This is a genomic window from Rhodanobacter sp. 7MK24 (assembly GCF_014842995.1).
Classification (GTDB): Bacteria; Pseudomonadota; Gammaproteobacteria; order Xanthomonadales; family Rhodanobacteraceae; genus Rhodanobacter_A.
The window spans coordinates 156433-171811 of record NZ_JACYXL010000007.1 but is presented as its reverse complement, the minus strand read 5'-3'; the positions used below and the strand labels follow the sequence as shown (position 1 = coordinate 171811).

Annotated in this window: 13 protein-coding genes; 7 read left to right on the top strand and 6 right to left on the bottom strand. The window is 65.3% G+C overall.

Annotated features, from left to right (window positions below):
• Nucleotides 1-88 precede the first annotated feature (88 nt).
• Nucleotides 89-1774, bottom strand: a complete 1686-nt coding sequence (locus IHE49_RS12815) for a histidine kinase (RefSeq protein ID WP_192158480.1) — start codon at nucleotides 1772-1774, stop codon at nucleotides 89-91.
• An 85-nt stretch (nucleotides 1775-1859) separates the two neighbouring features.
• On the opposite strand from IHE49_RS12815, the gene IHE49_RS12810 reads away from it, so the two are divergent.
• Nucleotides 1860-2501 (top strand): response regulator transcription factor, encoded by a 642-nt coding sequence (locus IHE49_RS12810; RefSeq protein WP_192158478.1) that lies wholly within the window; start codon nucleotides 1860-1862, stop codon nucleotides 2499-2501.
• 80 nt (nucleotides 2502-2581) lie between these two features.
• Nucleotides 2582-3346 (top strand): polyphosphate kinase 2, encoded by a 765-nt coding sequence (gene ppk2 / locus IHE49_RS12805; protein WP_192158476.1) that lies wholly within the window; start codon nucleotides 2582-2584, stop codon nucleotides 3344-3346.
• 14 nt (nucleotides 3347-3360) lie between these two features.
• Here ppk2 and IHE49_RS12800 read toward each other — a convergent pair whose 3' ends face one another.
• From IHE49_RS12800 to IHE49_RS12790, 3 genes are read right to left on the bottom strand one after another with little or no spacing between them, the layout of a single operon-like run.
• Nucleotides 3361-3627 carry an acylphosphatase gene (locus IHE49_RS12800; RefSeq protein ID WP_192158474.1) on the bottom strand — a complete coding sequence of 89 codons (267 nt, stop codon included), beginning with the start codon at nucleotides 3625-3627 and terminating at the stop codon, nucleotides 3361-3363.
• Nucleotides 3627-4103 carry a TlpA disulfide reductase family protein gene (locus tag IHE49_RS12795; protein ID WP_192158472.1) on the bottom strand — a complete coding sequence of 159 codons (477 nt, stop codon included), beginning with the start codon at nucleotides 4101-4103 and terminating at the stop codon, nucleotides 3627-3629. The genes IHE49_RS12800 and IHE49_RS12795 overlap by 1 nt, the downstream gene beginning before the upstream one ends.
• Nucleotides 4100-5419, bottom strand: coding sequence for a YihY family inner membrane protein (locus IHE49_RS12790; RefSeq protein ID WP_192158470.1), 1320 nt, complete (start codon nucleotides 5417-5419; stop codon nucleotides 4100-4102). The genes IHE49_RS12795 and IHE49_RS12790 overlap by 4 nt, the downstream gene beginning before the upstream one ends.
• A gap of 254 nt (nucleotides 5420-5673) precedes the next feature.
• Here IHE49_RS12790 and wrbA point away from each other — a divergent pair, with 254 nt between their 5' ends.
• The 3 genes from wrbA to IHE49_RS12775 are packed head-to-tail and all read left to right on the top strand — an operon-like array spanning nucleotide 5674 to nucleotide 7105.
• Nucleotides 5674-6273, top strand: coding sequence for an NAD(P)H:quinone oxidoreductase (gene wrbA / locus IHE49_RS12785; RefSeq protein WP_192158468.1), 600 nt, complete (start codon nucleotides 5674-5676; stop codon nucleotides 6271-6273).
• Nucleotides 6270-6617: a DUF2069 domain-containing protein gene (locus IHE49_RS12780; RefSeq protein ID WP_192158466.1), complete on the top strand. Its 348-nt coding sequence runs from the start codon at nucleotides 6270-6272 to the stop codon at nucleotides 6615-6617. The genes wrbA and IHE49_RS12780 overlap by 4 nt, the downstream gene beginning before the upstream one ends.
• 23 nt (nucleotides 6618-6640) lie before the next feature.
• Complete coding sequence (locus IHE49_RS12775) at nucleotides 6641-7105, top strand: cupin domain-containing protein (protein ID WP_192158464.1); 465 nt, start codon at nucleotides 6641-6643, stop codon at nucleotides 7103-7105.
• A 50-nt stretch (nucleotides 7106-7155) separates the two neighbouring features.
• Here the strand turns inward: IHE49_RS12775 and IHE49_RS12770 are convergent, their stop codons facing one another.
• Both IHE49_RS12770 and IHE49_RS12765 read right to left on the bottom strand, forming a co-directional pair.
• The gene (locus IHE49_RS12770) at nucleotides 7156-7725 is read right to left on the bottom strand and encodes a hypothetical protein (RefSeq protein ID WP_192158462.1); all 570 of its coding nucleotides are present in this window, start codon (nucleotides 7723-7725) and stop codon (nucleotides 7156-7158) included.
• Between the two features lie 65 nt (nucleotides 7726-7790).
• A complete protein-coding gene (locus IHE49_RS12765) occupies nucleotides 7791-8636 on the bottom strand; it encodes an SPFH domain-containing protein (RefSeq protein WP_192158460.1) in 846 nt (281 codons plus the stop codon).
• A 1001-nt stretch (nucleotides 8637-9637) separates the two neighbouring features.
• Between IHE49_RS12765 and IHE49_RS12760 the strand changes: the two genes are divergently transcribed.
• Both IHE49_RS12760 and IHE49_RS12755 read left to right on the top strand, forming a co-directional pair.
• Entirely contained in the window at nucleotides 9638-11401 is a 1764-nt protein-coding gene (locus IHE49_RS12760) for an autotransporter assembly complex family protein (RefSeq protein ID WP_192158458.1), read from the top strand.
• A 214-nt stretch (nucleotides 11402-11615) separates the two neighbouring features.
• Nucleotides 11616-15359 carry a translocation/assembly module TamB domain-containing protein gene (locus IHE49_RS12755; protein ID WP_192158456.1) on the top strand — a complete coding sequence of 1248 codons (3744 nt, stop codon included), beginning with the start codon at nucleotides 11616-11618 and terminating at the stop codon, nucleotides 15357-15359.
• Nucleotides 15360-15379 lie beyond the last annotated feature (20 nt).

Genomic DNA, 15379 nt, shown 5'->3' with positions numbered 1-15379 from the left:
GCCTATCCAAGGCCGCCTTTAGGGTTGATCTAACTTATTGTCTTGGTATTAAGCCGCGCATCGCCACTCGCCACAACGAGAAAATTTCTCACTCGCCCCGAAGCGGCTGCCGCAGCAGCGCATGCACGCGTAGCCCAGAGCGCAGGTCGCTTAAATGCAGGCGCCCGCCGAGTGCCGTGACGCGATCCTGCATGGTGGTCAGGCCATGGCCTTGGCGCAGGTGCGCTGCACCGCCGATGCCATCGTCGCGCACATCTATGAACAACCACAGCGCGCCCCCGCGCCGCTCGATGCGCAGGCGCACACGGGCGCAGACGGCATGGGCATGGCGCACGATGTTGGTGACCGACTCCTGTACCAGCCGATAGGCGGCGATGCGGTGGACATCATCCAACAGGGACAGCAGGCGCGCGTCCCCTTCGATGATGACGTCCAATTCGAGGCCCGCCCCCTGCGCCAAGCGGCGCGGCATGCCGCGGTCGATGGCGCCGAACAAACCGAGTTCATCCAATGCCATCGGGCGCAGGCGTTCGAGCACGCCGGATATGTTGTGGCGCATCGCCCGGATGATGTCCAGGAGATGATCCGCTGCGCCGCTCTTGCCGGCTCGATGCAGGTCGTCGCGAAACACCTGCATATAGGTCTGCAAGGCGGTGAGGTTCTGGCCGAATTCGTCGTGCAGTTCGCCAGCGATGCGATGGCGTTCGCGTTCCTCGGCCCGCAGATTGCCGGTTGCGGCACTGGCAAGCCCGTCGGCCAGTGCGAAGGCGCGTATCTGTGCTTCGTCAAGCTGCCGGCGCTGCCGACGCATTTCGTCGATGGCAGCACCGAACATCAAGCCCATCGCACCACTGATGGCGATGAACATCTGCAACTGGATCGGGTTGGCGGCGGTTTGGCCGGCATAGTCATCAATCGCCACCGCGATGCTCACCGACAGCACGGCCAGCGCGGCGCCGCGCCAGCCATCGCGCACGGCGGCGACTGCGATCACCGCCAGCAGAAGCAGGCGCAACACCTCCGCCAACGGAGCACTGCGCACCACCGTTCCGAGCAGCAGGAACAGCAAGGCGGCGGGCAATACCAGGCGCTGGGTGTCGCGAAGCACCTGGGCGGAACCAACGCGCTCACCCGGCGACACCACCCAGAACGTGACCGGAGCGATCAACAGGATGCCGACGAAGCAGCCCATGAAGTTCTTGATGGCAAAACGCAGCACGAGCTCCCATGACCCGGGCTGACCCAGTGGCACGGCATCGTGGATCACGTAAAGCGTCACGTCGGCGATGAATCCGTCGTTGAGCACATACAGCACGTCCTTGCTCGCCACGGCCACCGCAGAGAGCGCTGCAGCCAAATGCAGGCGCGCTATGGCGCGTGCATCGACAAGCGCGCCTGGAACCACCCCCCATCGCTGCAGCGCCAGCACGCCCGGAGCGATCAGGAACGGCTCCAGGCAGGCTCCAAGCACGAACGCCGTCCAGTCCTTCCAATAGCCCAACACGGCGCCATGACCGTGCATCACCAAGTCATTGCTCACCACCCCGTTCAACAACCGTCCCAATATCATGGCTGCAAACAACCACGGCCACCGTTGCCGCGGACTGATCCACAGCACCGCAAACAACAGCCCATCGGTAATCAACCAGTGATAGAACTGGATGTATCCCAGCAACGGGTAGATGGCGGTAAACAGCAGCGCAATCGCCGCATCCTTCATCCATGCTGGACGATGCGACCAAGGTGAGCGCGCGGAGGATGAAGCATTGGGCATCCGGCCAGCCTAGCAGCGCGCATTCCTTTCCGGACTGCGATTTTTTCAGCCCCTGCCGACGCAATGGCTCTGGCAAACTGCATGCATGCTGCGGATACTTTTAATCGACGACCACGCCATCGTGCGCGCGGGATTCAAGAGCTTGATCGCCGGCACGGAGGGCTTCGAGGTGGTGGCCGAGGCCGGCAACGCCGCATCGGCACTGGAGATGGCTCGTCGTCACCAACCCGCCTTGGCCGTGCTTGACCTCAGCCTTGGCGCTGATAGCGGTCTGTCGTTGTTGCCGCGTTTACGTGCCGCCGTGCCCGGCATGCGTGTGGTGTTGCTGAGCATGCACGAGGATCCCAGCCTGGTGCTGCGAGCCATAGAGGAAGGCGCGCAGGGCTACGTGACCAAGGCCGTTGCGGCCGAAGAGCTGATTGCCTTGCTGCGTCGCGCAGCCACTGGGGAAATCGTGTTCAGCAGCGACTTGCTGCCCAACACCGTACAGACATCGCACACTGTCCGCCTGACACCGCGCGAGCGCGAAACCTTGCGCGGCTTGCTCTCCGACCGCCCTCCCAAAGCCGTCGCCGCCGACCTTGGCATCAGCGACAAGACGTTGTACCGCCATCGTGCCAACTTGATGGAAAAGCTCGGCGCCCGTACCCATGGCGATTTGGCACGCATCGTCCGTGAACGCGGCCTGCTGATGGAGCTGGGAGCAGACTCGGTGGCTGCGCAGTGATGCAACAGGTCGCAAGTGGACGCGGCGCCTGATGCCCAGCAGGTATAGTCTTTCCGGCCACGACAACGTGCGGAGCAGACATGGGCAAGCGCTACCGCGAGACCCTGGAGGAACTCCAGATCGAATTGACCCGGCTGCAGCAAGGGCTGCGCAGCAGCGGCAAGCGGCTGCTGGTGATCTTCGAAGGACGCGACACCGCCGGCAAGGGCGGCACCATCAAGGCCATCAGCGAAAGACTGGATACCCGCGGCTGCCGCATCGTGGCGCTGCCCAAGCCCAGCGACACCGAGGCCACGCAGTGGTACTTCCAGCGTTACGTCCCTCACCTGCCCAATGCCGGCGAGCTCGTGCTGTTCGACCGCAGCTGGTACAACCGCGCCGTGGTCGAGCCGGCGATGGGCTTCTGCAGCAAGGCACAATACGAGGCCTTCATGCAGGCGGTGCCGGCTTTCGAGAAGCTGCTCGTCGACGACGGCATCGTCCTGCTGAAGTACTGGCTGACGGTGGACCAGGCCGAACAGGAACAGCGCTTCGCCGATCGTGCCAACGATCCGCTGAAGCGCTGGAAGCTGTCGCCGGTGGATCTGCGGGCGCGGCACAAATATGCCGAGATGGGGCGGCTGCGCGACACGATGATCGAATGCACGCACAGCGACCAAGCCCCGTGGTTCTTGGCCGACTTCAACGACCAGAAACGCGGCCGCATCAACCTGATCCGGCACCTGCTGCAGCAGGTGCCTCTGCACGACAAGGTTACTCCGCCCGTAAAGCTGCCCAAGTTGAAGGGCAAGCCCGGCAAGGAGCATGTCACCAAGCTGGCCCACTGGGTGCCGGACACGTACTAGCCAACAGGCGCCTGCTAGGCGATGCGGAATCCGTTCGCTGCCTGCTCGGGCAGGGCCATTCGCTCGACCGCATCCACCTGCGCCGCGGGCGGCCCTTGCCACAGCCAGCGCTCCAGCGCATCGAGCGCGGCGGCACTGCCGACGGCCAGCACTTGGACACCGCCGTCGGGCAAGTTGACCGCATGGCCTTCGATACCCAGCGCCAAAGCCTGTTCGCGGGTACTGGCGCGAAAGCACACGCCCTGCACGCGGCCACGGACGAGGAAGCGCGCTGCTGGCATCACCTGGCCTTGTTGATCGCCGCGTCCAGCTTGGCGGCATCGATCGGGCCGAGGAAATGCGCCGCCACTGTGCCGTCCGGTGCGATCAGGTAGGTGGTTGGCAGGCCGCGCGGTTCGTCGAAATCCTTGACCGGCTTGTCCAGCGTGACCTGCGCGATGGGGTAGACCACTGGATGCTTGGCGAGGAATGCTTTGATGTCGGCGGGTTCGCTGTCTTCGTAGGCGAGGCCGATGGCACGCACGTTCTTGTGCGAGGCCACGTAGTGCGAAAGCACCGGCATCTCGGCAATGCATGGCACGCACCACGTGGCCCAGAAATTCACGATCACCCAATGCCCGTGCTGGGCGGCCAGGTCATAGGCCTTGCCGTCCATCGTGGTGACGTGGATGGCCGGATGGGCAGGCATCGCGGCGCGCGTCGTGCCCACCAGCGCCAGCGGTAGCAGCAGTGCCGCAAGCCAGACGTGTCGTTTCATGGTGAAGATTCCTCCGGAGCAGCAAGCGCTGCGGGAAACACTTGCAGGAGCGGCGTGCCCAAGGTCGAGCGCATCGCGGTCGCAAGCTCGTCTAGCATCGCCAGCAACTCCGGCGGCAACGGCAGGTTCAACGCCGTCGCTTCCTGCGTCGGCTGCAGGGGCAGGCGGTAGCGGGTGTGCAGGTATACGCGCAGCAGATCGGCACTGTCCAGGCTGCGGCTGAGCAGCCAGCCGCCCGATTCGTTGCGCTGGACCAGACCAGCACGCACGAGGTCGTCGACATAGACCGCCGCCGAGGCGGTGCGCAGCCGCGGTTCGCTGGCGCAGATCGACGCGGGATCCACGCTTTCGCCCCGCCGTTGCGCGTCCACGAAGTGCTTGAGCACCACCATCAGCCCGAGGAACTCCGCGCCCTCGGGCAGCCGCTCGGCTGGCGGCTCGTACTCGTACGCCGAGATCGAGGCGGCGATCGAGGCGCCGAGGATCACGATGATCCATGACAGATAGATCCACACCAGGAAGATCGGGATCGCCGCCAGCGCCTTGCCGTAGATCTGCTGGTAAGTGTGCGCCCCGTGCACGAACAGACGGAACCCCCAGCGCGCGAACTCGAACAGGATCGCGGCGACCAGCGCGCCCACGGTGGCATCGCGCCGCGACACACGGCGGTTCGGCACCAGCACGTACATCAGCCACAGGGACACGAAGGTGGCCACGAATGGCACCACCCGCAACGCATGCGTGCCCAAACCGGGCGATGCGGCGACAGCCGCCGCTCCCTGGCGCAGCGGCGCGGACGACGCGGCGACGGTGGCCGACCCCTGCAACAGCGGTTGCGCACTCAGGTAGGAACTGGCCGCGATACCGCCGCCCACCAGCACCGGCCCCAGCGTCAGCGCCGCCCAGTACAACAGCAGGCGCGCGGCCCAGCGGCGCGGCCGCTGCACCCGCCAGATGCGGTTCAAACGGTCTTCGATACTGACCATCATCGAGATCGCGCTGAACAGCATCATCAGGATGCTGATGCCGGTGAGCTGGCTGGCATTGCCGGCGAAGCCCTGCAGTGCGTCCTGGATGTGATGGCCCGCCGCCGGCACGAAGTTGCGGAACACGAAGTCCAGCAGCAGGTCGCGCGACTGCGCGAACACCGGGAACGCCGCGAACATCGCCAGCGCCGCCACCATCAGCGGCACCAGCGACACCAAGGTGGTGTAGGACAGCGCTCCAGCTGTCTCGAAGCACTTGTCGTCGACGAAGCGCTGCCACAGGAAGTGGCCGAAGCTGTGCGTGCGGTCGCGGTCGAAACGCAGTTGCATGGGCGGCTTGCCAACCTGATCAAAAACCGGAAACCGTTCGTACCGAGCGTAGCGGAACAGAGTTCCGCGAAGTCGAAACACCTGTGCAAGGCATTGCCCTTCGACTCCGCTTTGCTACGCCCTGGACAAACGGGTGGAGCGATGGGGCTCCTTGCTCGTCATCCCGGCGAAGGCCGGAGGCGCAGGAATGACGAGCAAGATCGGGCCTTGCATAACTCTTACACTAGCGCATTGCCCACATCGCGCCCACACGCATGAATGACGTCCTCGTCCTCTATTACAGCCGCAACGGCCACACCGCGCAGCTGGCGCGACTGATCGCCCGCGGCATCGAGGAGGTGCCCGGCATGCGCGCGCGCCTGCGTCAGGTGCCGCCGGTGGCGCCCGTCACTGAAACTGCGCAGCCACCTGTACCTGAAGAGGGCGCACCCTACGTGACCAGGCAGGATCTGCAGGAATGCAGCGGCCTCGCGCTTGGCAGTCCGACCCGTTTCGGCAACATGGCCGCACCGCTCAAGCACTTCCTCGACAGCACCGGCGCCGAGTGGGCCAGCGGCACGCTGGCCGGCAAGCCCGCCGCGCTGTTCACTTCGACCAGCACCATGCACGGCGGCCAGGAATCCACCCTGCTGACGATGGCGCTGCCGTTGCTGCACCATGGCATGCTGCTGGTGGGCATTCCGTTCACCGAGCCCACGCTCAGCATCACGCAAACCGGGGGCTCGCCTTACGGCGCAAGCCATGTCGCCGGTGCCAAGGGCGAGAACGCCATCAGCGAACACGAGCGCGAACTGGCCCGCGCGCTGGGACGCCGTCTCGCCGACACCGCGCGCAAGCTGGCCGCAGGCGCATGAGCGCTGGCGCCCTGCCCTCCGAACAAAAGCTCGGCCTTGTCGCATGGGCTGCGCTCGCCGTGCTGCAATTGATCTGGCATGGCTGGCTGTTGCCGCCGCAAAGCATGCCGATGACGCTCGTACTGGCGATCGCCCTGATTCCGTTGTTGCTGCCGCTGGCCGCGCTGCGCAATCCGCGCCGCGCCCTGCTCTGGGTCGGCATCCTTGCCCTGTTCTACTTCTGCCATGGCGTGGCCGAGGCATGGAGTTCATCGATCGAACGCATGCCCGCCGTCATCGAAATCACGCTCACCCTGCTGTTGATCGGCACGCTGGGCGCAGGCGTGCGGCGACCGCGCCGCTGATATCAACCTTCCGGGAGAACCGCATGCCACACCCTGCCTTGCTGGCCGCCGCCGACATCGAAGCCATGGAGGCGGAAGCGCGTCCGCATCCGTTAAATCCGAATGCGCTGCGGCTGCGCAAGTCGCTGGGCGACGTCACCGGCCTGACCCAGCTCGGCGTGCATCGCATCGAGTTGCCGCCCGGCCGCGATTCCAGCGAATACCACCGCCATCTGTACGAGGAAGAATTCGTCTACGTACTCGCCGGACACGGACGCGCATTGATCGACGAACAGGCTCGCGACATCGGCCCGGGCGACTTCCTCGGCTTCGCGCGCAACGGCCCCGCCCACGTCATCACCAACACCACCGATGCACCCTTGGTGTTGCTGGTGGCCGGCCAGCGGCTGGAACAGGACGTCTGCGACTATCCACACCGCCGCAAGCGACTGTATGTACGCGGTGAAGAGAGTGATCTGGTGGACTTCGATGCGATCCAGCCAGGCTGAGTGCCATACGACGTGTCACAGCGCGCGATCGTGACAAAGGCAGCGGCAAGTCAGGTCACAGCGACAACCGACAGTACCTCGGCACGCCGCGCCAGCAGCGCATCGACGCCCGAGTGCGCGAGGATCGCGGACAGCGCGCCGGCGGCCGTGGCCGGATCAAGCAGGCCGGCCGCCGCATCGAACACCGACTTCACCGCCATCACCAGATCGCCGTCCACCGCCGCGAGGCGTTCGAGTGCGTCACGCTCGTTGACGTGCCGCTGCGTCACCCGATCCATCTCCGGCACCGGCGCCGTGCGCACCTTTGTCTCCAGCGATTCCAGACCCTGCTGCGCACGTTGCAAGGCCTGCGCCGTGGCGATGGCCGCGGCATCGGGAAACGGGTGTTCGCGCGTCGGCGCGGGCAGGTGTTCGCGCCGCCAATCCCGTTCCAATCCGGCCAGGTGCGCGCGCATCTGGCCTAGCATCTCGCTGACCTTGGCGCGTATCAGCAGGTCGTCCGCGCGAAGCTGGTTTTCCTTGCGATAGAAGTTGTAGCCCCAGCCGTAGAACAGGTTCGACAGCACCTGCGTGGCCGGGTCCGCGGTCTCGATCGGGTTTTCCGTCGTCTTCAATTCCATCGTGCAATCTCCAATCCGGTGGACGCACACCGCGCCCCGGCGGGGGCGGTGTGCGTGGACAGCCGTCACCCCTTCGGCAGCGTCACCGATGCATGACCATCGGGCACCGGGTACGTGCCCATCGTGGCGCCGCCAATCGAAAACGGCGCGCCCACCGCCATGTTCGGCGCAGAGACCAGGCCGCGCTCGGCCATCTTCAACGCCGTGTAGTAGCGCACCGCATCGAGCTCGCTCAAGCCGAACGCGCGCAGCGAAATCAGTTCACGCATGCGGTCGTCCTTGGGCAGGATCAGCACCTTGGCGTCGTTCAAGGTGATGCCGAATACCGAGAGGAACGCGCTCATGTGCTCCTTCAGCAGCTCGACCACTTCGTGGATGTGCTCGTTGATCTTCTCCATCGGCGTGACCTGCACGACCTGGTTGATCGCCTGCTCGACCACCGGAGCGGCGTAACTGGCCACCTCGTCGGCCTTGATGTAGTGCCCGCTGAACGGCATGTGCGTGGTGAGCTTGAGCGCATCGTCCTTGCTGTCGACGTGGATGTAGTAGTCGACCTGGTACACCATCTCGGCCATCTCCGCCGAGGTGGCCACGCCGCTGGCGCGCACCAGCAACTTGGCGCGATTCACATAGAGCACCTCGTACTGCCACGGCGAATTGCCGCCGAAGAAACCGGTGACGAAGCCGCCGAGCAGCGGCTTGTCGGGCGTCTGGATCGGATACTGGCCAGTGTCGTAGACGCCGAGCACTGCGCCACGCGACTTGAGCACGGCGAAATGGTTCGCCTCCACCGTCAACAAACTCCCGGAGATGATGCTCGCGTCCGGGTAGTGGTAGGCCATCACGTCCGGCCCCATGATGTCCGTGCCGTTGTCCTGCAGAGTCGAGATCACTTGCCGCGTCAGTGCCATGGTCATTCCCTCGTGTTATGGATGGTGTGCGCCTGTCCCTGGCCCGGCCCCTGGTACGCTGGATCGACCCGGCGATTCCGACAATACGCATCGCCGATTATGAGGTAGCGCGAGGCGCAAGTTCTTGGCGTCCACGCCTCGGCAAGGCTCCATGTTTCCTGGCCGAGCTCTACAAACCGGGGCGCCGTTGGCCACGCAAACCGGCCGCTGGCGCATGAACGCCACTATGCTGCCGGTCGAACAGAAGCGGGGCATCGCTGCGTGGCCAGGGCCGTCGTACTGCCACTGAGCTGGCATGGCATGGCCGAATGTCATGCTTCGACAAAGCGGACTCATATTCCAGGGAGGCGAATGGACGGAATGAACGATCTGAAAAGGTGGCAACCATGAAATGCCCGATGCTCATACTTGGAGCTGCACTTCTCTTGCCAAGCCAGTTCGTGCATTCCCAAGATGGTTGGCTACAGCCGGCTTCCATTCGGGACTGGGGTACGAAGCACAGCCGGGTGCCCGCCGCGAACTTTCTCGATTTGTGCGGTGATCCACAAGCACTACGGGAGTTGAAGAGCAACACATTCGTACTGGACCACAGCACGACTGGCCCTTCACTTGGCCTTAGTTGTGAAGCGCCAAGCAAGAGATACCTAATTCGATCTCTATCTCTTGGGAGCGGCGGTTTGGCGGTCTATGAGGGGCCGAATGGCTTGATCGTAAGCGTTGTCGACTTCTCTGACCCGCGCCCTCCAGCAAGGAGTGCCTTGGCCATTTGCCTTCCCTCAGACCCTCGTGGTGTGCGAGGCAGCGTGAGTTTTGCGAAGTAAGTGTGGGAGCCGATGAAACGCGGGATGTCCGCTTCCACCTAGAAGCATGCCGGCAATACTGGCGAGATGGCACCGGCACCACAGTCGGTACCGTTTCCAGGGAAGCCTGCACCGGCGCACTCGCCACGCCACTTCGCTAAGCTGTCCCCGACTACATCCATCGAGGACGGATCCCCACGCATGCGTCGCATCATCCCGTTTGCGCTGCCGCTGCTGCTGTTCGCGACACTCGCGCAGGCTGGCGTGCAACTGGTGGTGCGTGGCGTGGACGAACCGCTGCAGCAGGCGATCGGCGCATCGGTAGGGCTGTCGCAGTACGCGCGGCGCGACGTGAGCGACGCGCAAGTGCGCCGCCTGTACGCGCAGGCGCCTGCGCAGGCAAAGGCCGCACTGGAACCCTACGGCTATTACGACGCGGACATCACGGCGCAACTGCAGCAGGTCGGCAAGGACTGGAAGGTGACGCTGGACGTGCGCCCTGGCGAGCCGGTGAAGGTCGCTTCGGTGGATGTGCAACTGGATGCCGAAGCGCTCGCGCTGCCTTCGATCCGCCGCGCCCGCAGTGCCTTGACCCGCATGCGCGGCAGGCAACTGGACGATGCCAGCTACGACGCCGCACGCGATGCATTGTCGGCGACGCTCACCGCAAGCGGCTTCCTCGATGCGAGGCTGACGACGCATCGCGTGGAAGTGAACACGGCGCAACACACGGCGGCGATCCGGCTCGCATGGCAGGTCGGTCGACGCTATCGCTACGGCGCGGTGCACTTCGTAGGGTCGCAGTTCAAGGATGGCTTCCTCGAGCGCTACGTGCCGTTCAAGCCGGGCGACTATTTCGACCAGAGCCAGCTGCTGCAGTTGCAGCAGGCATTGAACGGTGCGGACTACTTCGCCGTGGTCAACGTGCTGCCGCAGGTCGACGAGAAGGCCGACGGCAAGGTCGACGTCAAGGTCGAGCTGGCGCCGGCGAAGCGTACGATCTACACCGGCGGCCCGTTCATCGGCACCGACACCGGCTTCGGTGTGCGCGGCGGACTGGAGCGGCGCTGGGTGAACCGCAGCGGCGACAAATGGAAGAACGAACTGGTACTGGCGCAACGGCTGAAAACGCTGTCCACGCTGTATTCCATACCGTTGCCCGGCGACAACCAGCGCAGCCTCGACTTCGGCGCCAACTACCGCGACGCGAACACCGACACTTCGCAATCGCGCACGCTGGAGCTGGTCGCCAACGAAACGCAGCTCTGGCACGGCTGGACGCGCACCGTGGGCCTGCATGCGCTGTCCGGCACCTTCACCGTGGGCAAGCGCAGCGACGAACCGGACGATACGCCTGGCATCGAGCACGGCAGCAGCACGCTGGTGTTCGCCGAGGCATCGCTGTCGCGCAAACAGGCGGACAACTACGATTTCGTGCACGACGGCTGGTCGCTGAATTTCGCGGCGCGCAGCACCGCGGGTGACCTGCTCTCCTCGGCCAGCTTCAGCCAGCTCACCGCGGATGCGAAATGGATACATGCGTTCGGTGCGAAAAAGCGCAACCGCCTGATCCTGCGCGGCAGCGCCGGCAAGACCTGGACCGACGACTTCTCCGCGCTGCCGCCGCAGTTGCGTTTCTTCGCTGGCGGCGATCGCTCGGTGCGCGGTTATGGCTTCCAGTCGATTGGCCCCGAAAACAGCTACGGCCGGGTGCTCGGCGGCAGCAACCTGTTCGTCGCCAGCGCGGAGGTGGAGCACTACTTCACCCGCAACTGGGGTATCGCCACTTTCCTCGACGCCGGCAACGCCTTCGACGCCGTGGATTTCCAGCCCAAGCTCGGCACCGGCATCGGTGTGCGCTGGCGTTCGCCCGTAGGCATGGTCCGGGTGGACCTCGGCACGCCCATCGACAATTCGCAGCGCCATGGCGTGGTGTTGCACCTGGTGATCGGGCCGGACCTGTGAGCAGTCGCCTGCAGCGACTGCTCACAGGCGATCCATGGATGGGTCGCACGCGTATCGGCCACAAAGTGGACGATGCGCGGTGCCGGGTCTGCGCAACGGACTCGGCGAGTCGAAGACGGGCAGGACAGCCCGGCTTCGACATAGGCAAAGGGCCTGGCCCTGCAACGCGCAAATGCACGGCGACCGAAACAAACCAGAGGCAGCAGACAACATCATGAAGTGGCTGAAGCGCCTCGCCATCGCCTTCGCGATCCTGCTGGCAGTGATTGCAGCCACGCTGTGGTGGCTGTTGGATACCGGCGCCGGGCTGCGCTTCGCCCTGGCACGCGCGCAATCCGCCACGCATGGCGCGCTGCAGTGGAAGCACGCGCAAGGCCGCTTGATCGGTCCGCTGCAACTCGACGGGCTGCGCTACGACGACGGCCAGGGCACGCGCATCGACGCGGCACACGCACGCCTCGACCTGCGCTTCTGGGCATTGCTGGCGGCCCGCGTACACGTGCGCGATCTCGACCTCGAAGACGTGACGGTGTCGCTGCCGAAAAGCAGCGACACGAGCGAAAGCTCCGGCAGCTTCTCGCTGCAGCCGCCGATCGACCTGCTGCTGGATCGCACGCATGTCGGCGCGGTGCATGTAAGCCGGGGCGGCCATCCCGTGTTCGCCTCCGACAGCCTCGACCTCGCCGGCCGCTGGACGCATGCAGGCATCGCCATCAACACGCTGAAACTGCGCGCGCCGGACGGCGTTGTCGATCTCCAGGGCCAGTTGGCCCTCGCCCGCGGACAACGCGGCAACGGCCATGCCGACTTCGCGTGGCAACTGGGCGCTACCCGCTACGCCGGCCAGCTGGTCGCCAGCAGCGACGGCAGGCAGGCGCAGCTCGACTTGCAACTCGCGCAACCCATGGCGGCACACCTGCAACTGGGTTTGAGCCAGGACACCCAGTACGCATGGAAGGCAACGCTCGATGCGCCACGCTTCGATCCCAAGCCGCTGCTCGGCGACGGCCCATTGGCATCCGTGGCGATGGCCGTGCACGGCCAGGGCGACCGCCATGGCGGCGAACTCACCGGCACGCTGGATCTGAACCAGTACCGTCTCCTGTTGCAACCGTTGCGCGCCAGCCTCAGCGGCGACGGCAACACGCTGGAGCTGCAGCAGCTCACACTGGCTTCGCCGCAGATCAAGGGAACACTGGCAGCCAACGGCAAACTGCGACTGGACGCGAAGCCCTTGGGTGGCCAGTTGGCGATCCAATGGAGCGACCTGCAATTGCCCGCCGAACTGGTTGGCCAGCCCTTGGCAAGCGCGGGCAAGCTCGATGCATACGGCAATGCAGAAAATTTCCATGCGGCCGGCGATCTCACTGTCGGGCCGCCCGGCAAGCCCGCGCACTTAGTGTTGAACATCGACGGCACGCCGCAGGCCATCGCCCTGCACCCGCTCACCCTGCAACAGGCGCAGGGCCAGTTGCAGGCTCAAGGCAGGTTGCAACTGCAACCCGTGCTCGGCTGGCAACTCGACGCCAAGGCCAGCCGCATCGATCCCGGCCAGTTGTTCGCCGGATGGAACGGCGCGCTGGATTTCGCAATCGCCAGCCAGGGAACGCTGGCGAAAGCCGGACCCGATGCCACACTGGAGCTCAAGCAACTCGCCGGACGCTTGCGCGACCGCAGCCTCGGCGGCGAGGGAAAACTGCATCTGTCGCCGGACCAAGTGATCGACGGCAAATTGAAGCTGTCCTCCGGCGGCAGCACGGTGCAGATCGACGCCAAACCCGGCGTGGGCAACAACGCCGAGCTCACGCTCGCCATCGCCTCGCTGGCCGACTGGCTGCCCGATGCCGGCGGCCGCCTGGATGGCCGGCTCTCCATCCGCGGCCTGCTGCCGAAACTTTCCGTCAACGGTCACTTGAACGGCAACGCGCTGGCATGGCAGCAGCAGCGCGTGGATACGTTGCAACTGATCGTCGGCATTCCCGACATCAGCCATCCCGCGGGAAAGCTGGAACTCACCATGGGCGGCACGCACGCCGGCGGACTGGTGTTCCAGCGTATCCACCTGCTCGCCGAGGGTAGCCAGAGCGACCACCGGTTGACGCTGGAGGCGCACGGCAGCCAGGTTTCCGGTGCGCTGGCACTACATGGGGCGCTGAAGAACGACGGATGGAGCGGTACGCTGTCCACGCTGAACCTCGATCCGCAAGGCCTGCCCGGCTGGCGCCTGCAGAACGCCAGCCAGTTGGCCTGGCGCGACGGCGCCTTCAGCCTGTCCGAACTGTGCCTCACGGCGGGCGACCCGCAGCTGTGCGCCAGCGCAAAGCAGGACAAGGCCGGCAACCTCGACGCCAGCTACCGGCTGCGCGCGTTGCCGCTTGCGCTGCTGCTCAATGCCGCAGGCGAATCCGATTTGCCGGTGCGCGTGGACGGAAGCCTGCAGGGCGACGGTCAAGTGCACCGCAATGCGGCCGGCGCATTCAGCGGCCACGCCAACATCGGCTCCAGCAGCGGCAGCATCACCTACACCGAGCATGCCGACGCGCCGTTGCTGAGCTATGACAGCTTCGCGCTGAACGTCGAACTCGACCCGCACAGCCAGCGCTTCACCCTGCAGGCAGGACTCGACCACGGCGGACGCCTGGACGGCCAAATGAATTTGAGCGGCAAGCAACAAGCACTGGCCGGACAGATCGACCTGCGTCTTAACAGCCTTGCCTTCATCGAACTGTTCAGCGACGCGCTGGCGAACGTGCATGGCCGGGCCAGCGGCAGCTTCCATCTCGGCGGCACGCTGACGCAGCCGGCCATCGACGGCAATGCCACGCTCGACGACTTCGCCGCCGAGGTTCCCGCAGCAGGGCTGAAGCTTGCGCAAGGGCGGCTGACGGCAAGCGCCATCGACGCGCGCGGCCTGCGCGTGGATGGCAGTGTGCAGTCCGGTGCAGGGACGTTGACGGTAAGCGGCGTGGTGGGCCTGGGGGGCGACGTCTCCACCGACATCGCGATCAAGGGCAGCCAGTTCACCGCCGCCGACATCCCCGCCGCCAAGGTCGCGATCGCGCCCGACCTGCGCCTGCAGCGCAATGCGCAAGGGCTGGACCTCAACGGTGCAGTGTTGCTGGACAGCGCCGACGTGAATCTCGACAAGCTGCCCGGTGCGGGTGCGAGCAAGGCTTCGCCCGACGTGGTGGTGGTCGATCGCCCGCAGCCCGAGCCGGGCGCATCGCTGCCGTTCACCGCCACGGTGAAAGTGGACCTGGGCAACAAGACCCATCTCGCCGGCATGGGCCTGGACGGCCGCCTCCGCGGCGTACTCACGGTGAGCGAGCGTCCTGGCCGCACCACCACCGGCCAGGGCCAGGTCACCGTGAGCGGCACGTACAAGGCCTACGGCCAGAACCTGGCGATCCAGAGCGGCAAGCTGCTGTTCGCCAGCACCCCCATCGACAACCCGGGCCTGGACATCCGGGCGAGCCGCAAGCTCAATCCCAATGCCACCATCGACGAAGGCCAGGAAGTGGGGCTGCAGATTTCCGGCACCGCGCAACGCCCCGTGCTCACCGTGTTCTCCAATCCGCTGATGGAGCAGTCCGACGCACTCTCCTATCTCGTCACCGGCAAGCCGCTGTCGCAGGTGAAAGGCGGCGAGGGCGACATGCTGAGCGCCGCCGCGCAGGCGCTGGGTTCGGCGGCGGGCAACCTGCTGGCCAAGAGCATCGGTTCGAAGATCGGCGTGGACGACATCGGCGTCTCCAACAACGAGGCGCTGGGCGGCAACTCCGCCTTCACCGTGGGCAAGTACCTGTCGCCACGGCTTTACCTGAGTTACGGCGTAGGTCTTTTCGAATCCGGCCAGGTCGTCACGCTACGCTACCGGCTCAACCATCGCTGGAATTTCGAGGCGCAAAGCGCCACCGACTTCAGTCGCGCCAGCTTCAACTACCGGTACGAACGCTGAACGTGTTCGCAAGAAAGTCC

What these genes read in the sequence shown, in the direction of transcription:
- IHE49_RS12765 (WP_192158460.1), bottom strand. Translation starts at nt 8,636, where the DNA reads ATGGCACTGACGCGGCAAGTGATCTCGACTCTGCAGGACAACGGCACG.
- IHE49_RS12790 (WP_192158470.1), bottom strand. Translation starts at nt 5,419, where the DNA reads ATGCAACTGCGTTTCGACCGCGACCGCACGCACAGCTTCGGCCACTTC.
- wrbA (WP_192158468.1), top strand. Translation starts at nt 5,674, where the DNA reads ATGAATGACGTCCTCGTCCTCTATTACAGCCGCAACGGCCACACCGCG.
- IHE49_RS12775 (WP_192158464.1), top strand. Translation starts at nt 6,641, where the DNA reads ATGCCACACCCTGCCTTGCTGGCCGCCGCCGACATCGAAGCCATGGAG.
- IHE49_RS12795 (WP_192158472.1), bottom strand. Translation starts at nt 4,103, where the DNA reads ATGAAACGACACGTCTGGCTTGCGGCACTGCTGCTACCGCTGGCGCTG.
- ppk2 (WP_192158476.1), top strand. Translation starts at nt 2,582, where the DNA reads ATGGGCAAGCGCTACCGCGAGACCCTGGAGGAACTCCAGATCGAATTG.
- IHE49_RS12815 (WP_192158480.1), bottom strand. Translation starts at nt 1,774, where the DNA reads ATGCCCAATGCTTCATCCTCCGCGCGCTCACCTTGGTCGCATCGTCCA.
- IHE49_RS12800 (WP_192158474.1), bottom strand. Translation starts at nt 3,627, where the DNA reads ATGCCAGCAGCGCGCTTCCTCGTCCGTGGCCGCGTGCAGGGCGTGTGC.
- IHE49_RS12770 (WP_192158462.1), bottom strand. Translation starts at nt 7,725, where the DNA reads ATGGAATTGAAGACGACGGAAAACCCGATCGAGACCGCGGACCCGGCC.
- IHE49_RS12755 (WP_192158456.1), top strand. Translation starts at nt 11,616, where the DNA reads ATGAAGTGGCTGAAGCGCCTCGCCATCGCCTTCGCGATCCTGCTGGCA.
- IHE49_RS12810 (WP_192158478.1), top strand. Translation starts at nt 1,860, where the DNA reads ATGCTGCGGATACTTTTAATCGACGACCACGCCATCGTGCGCGCGGGA.
- IHE49_RS12760 (WP_192158458.1), top strand. Translation starts at nt 9,638, where the DNA reads ATGCGTCGCATCATCCCGTTTGCGCTGCCGCTGCTGCTGTTCGCGACA.
- IHE49_RS12780 (WP_192158466.1), top strand. Translation starts at nt 6,270, where the DNA reads ATGAGCGCTGGCGCCCTGCCCTCCGAACAAAAGCTCGGCCTTGTCGCA.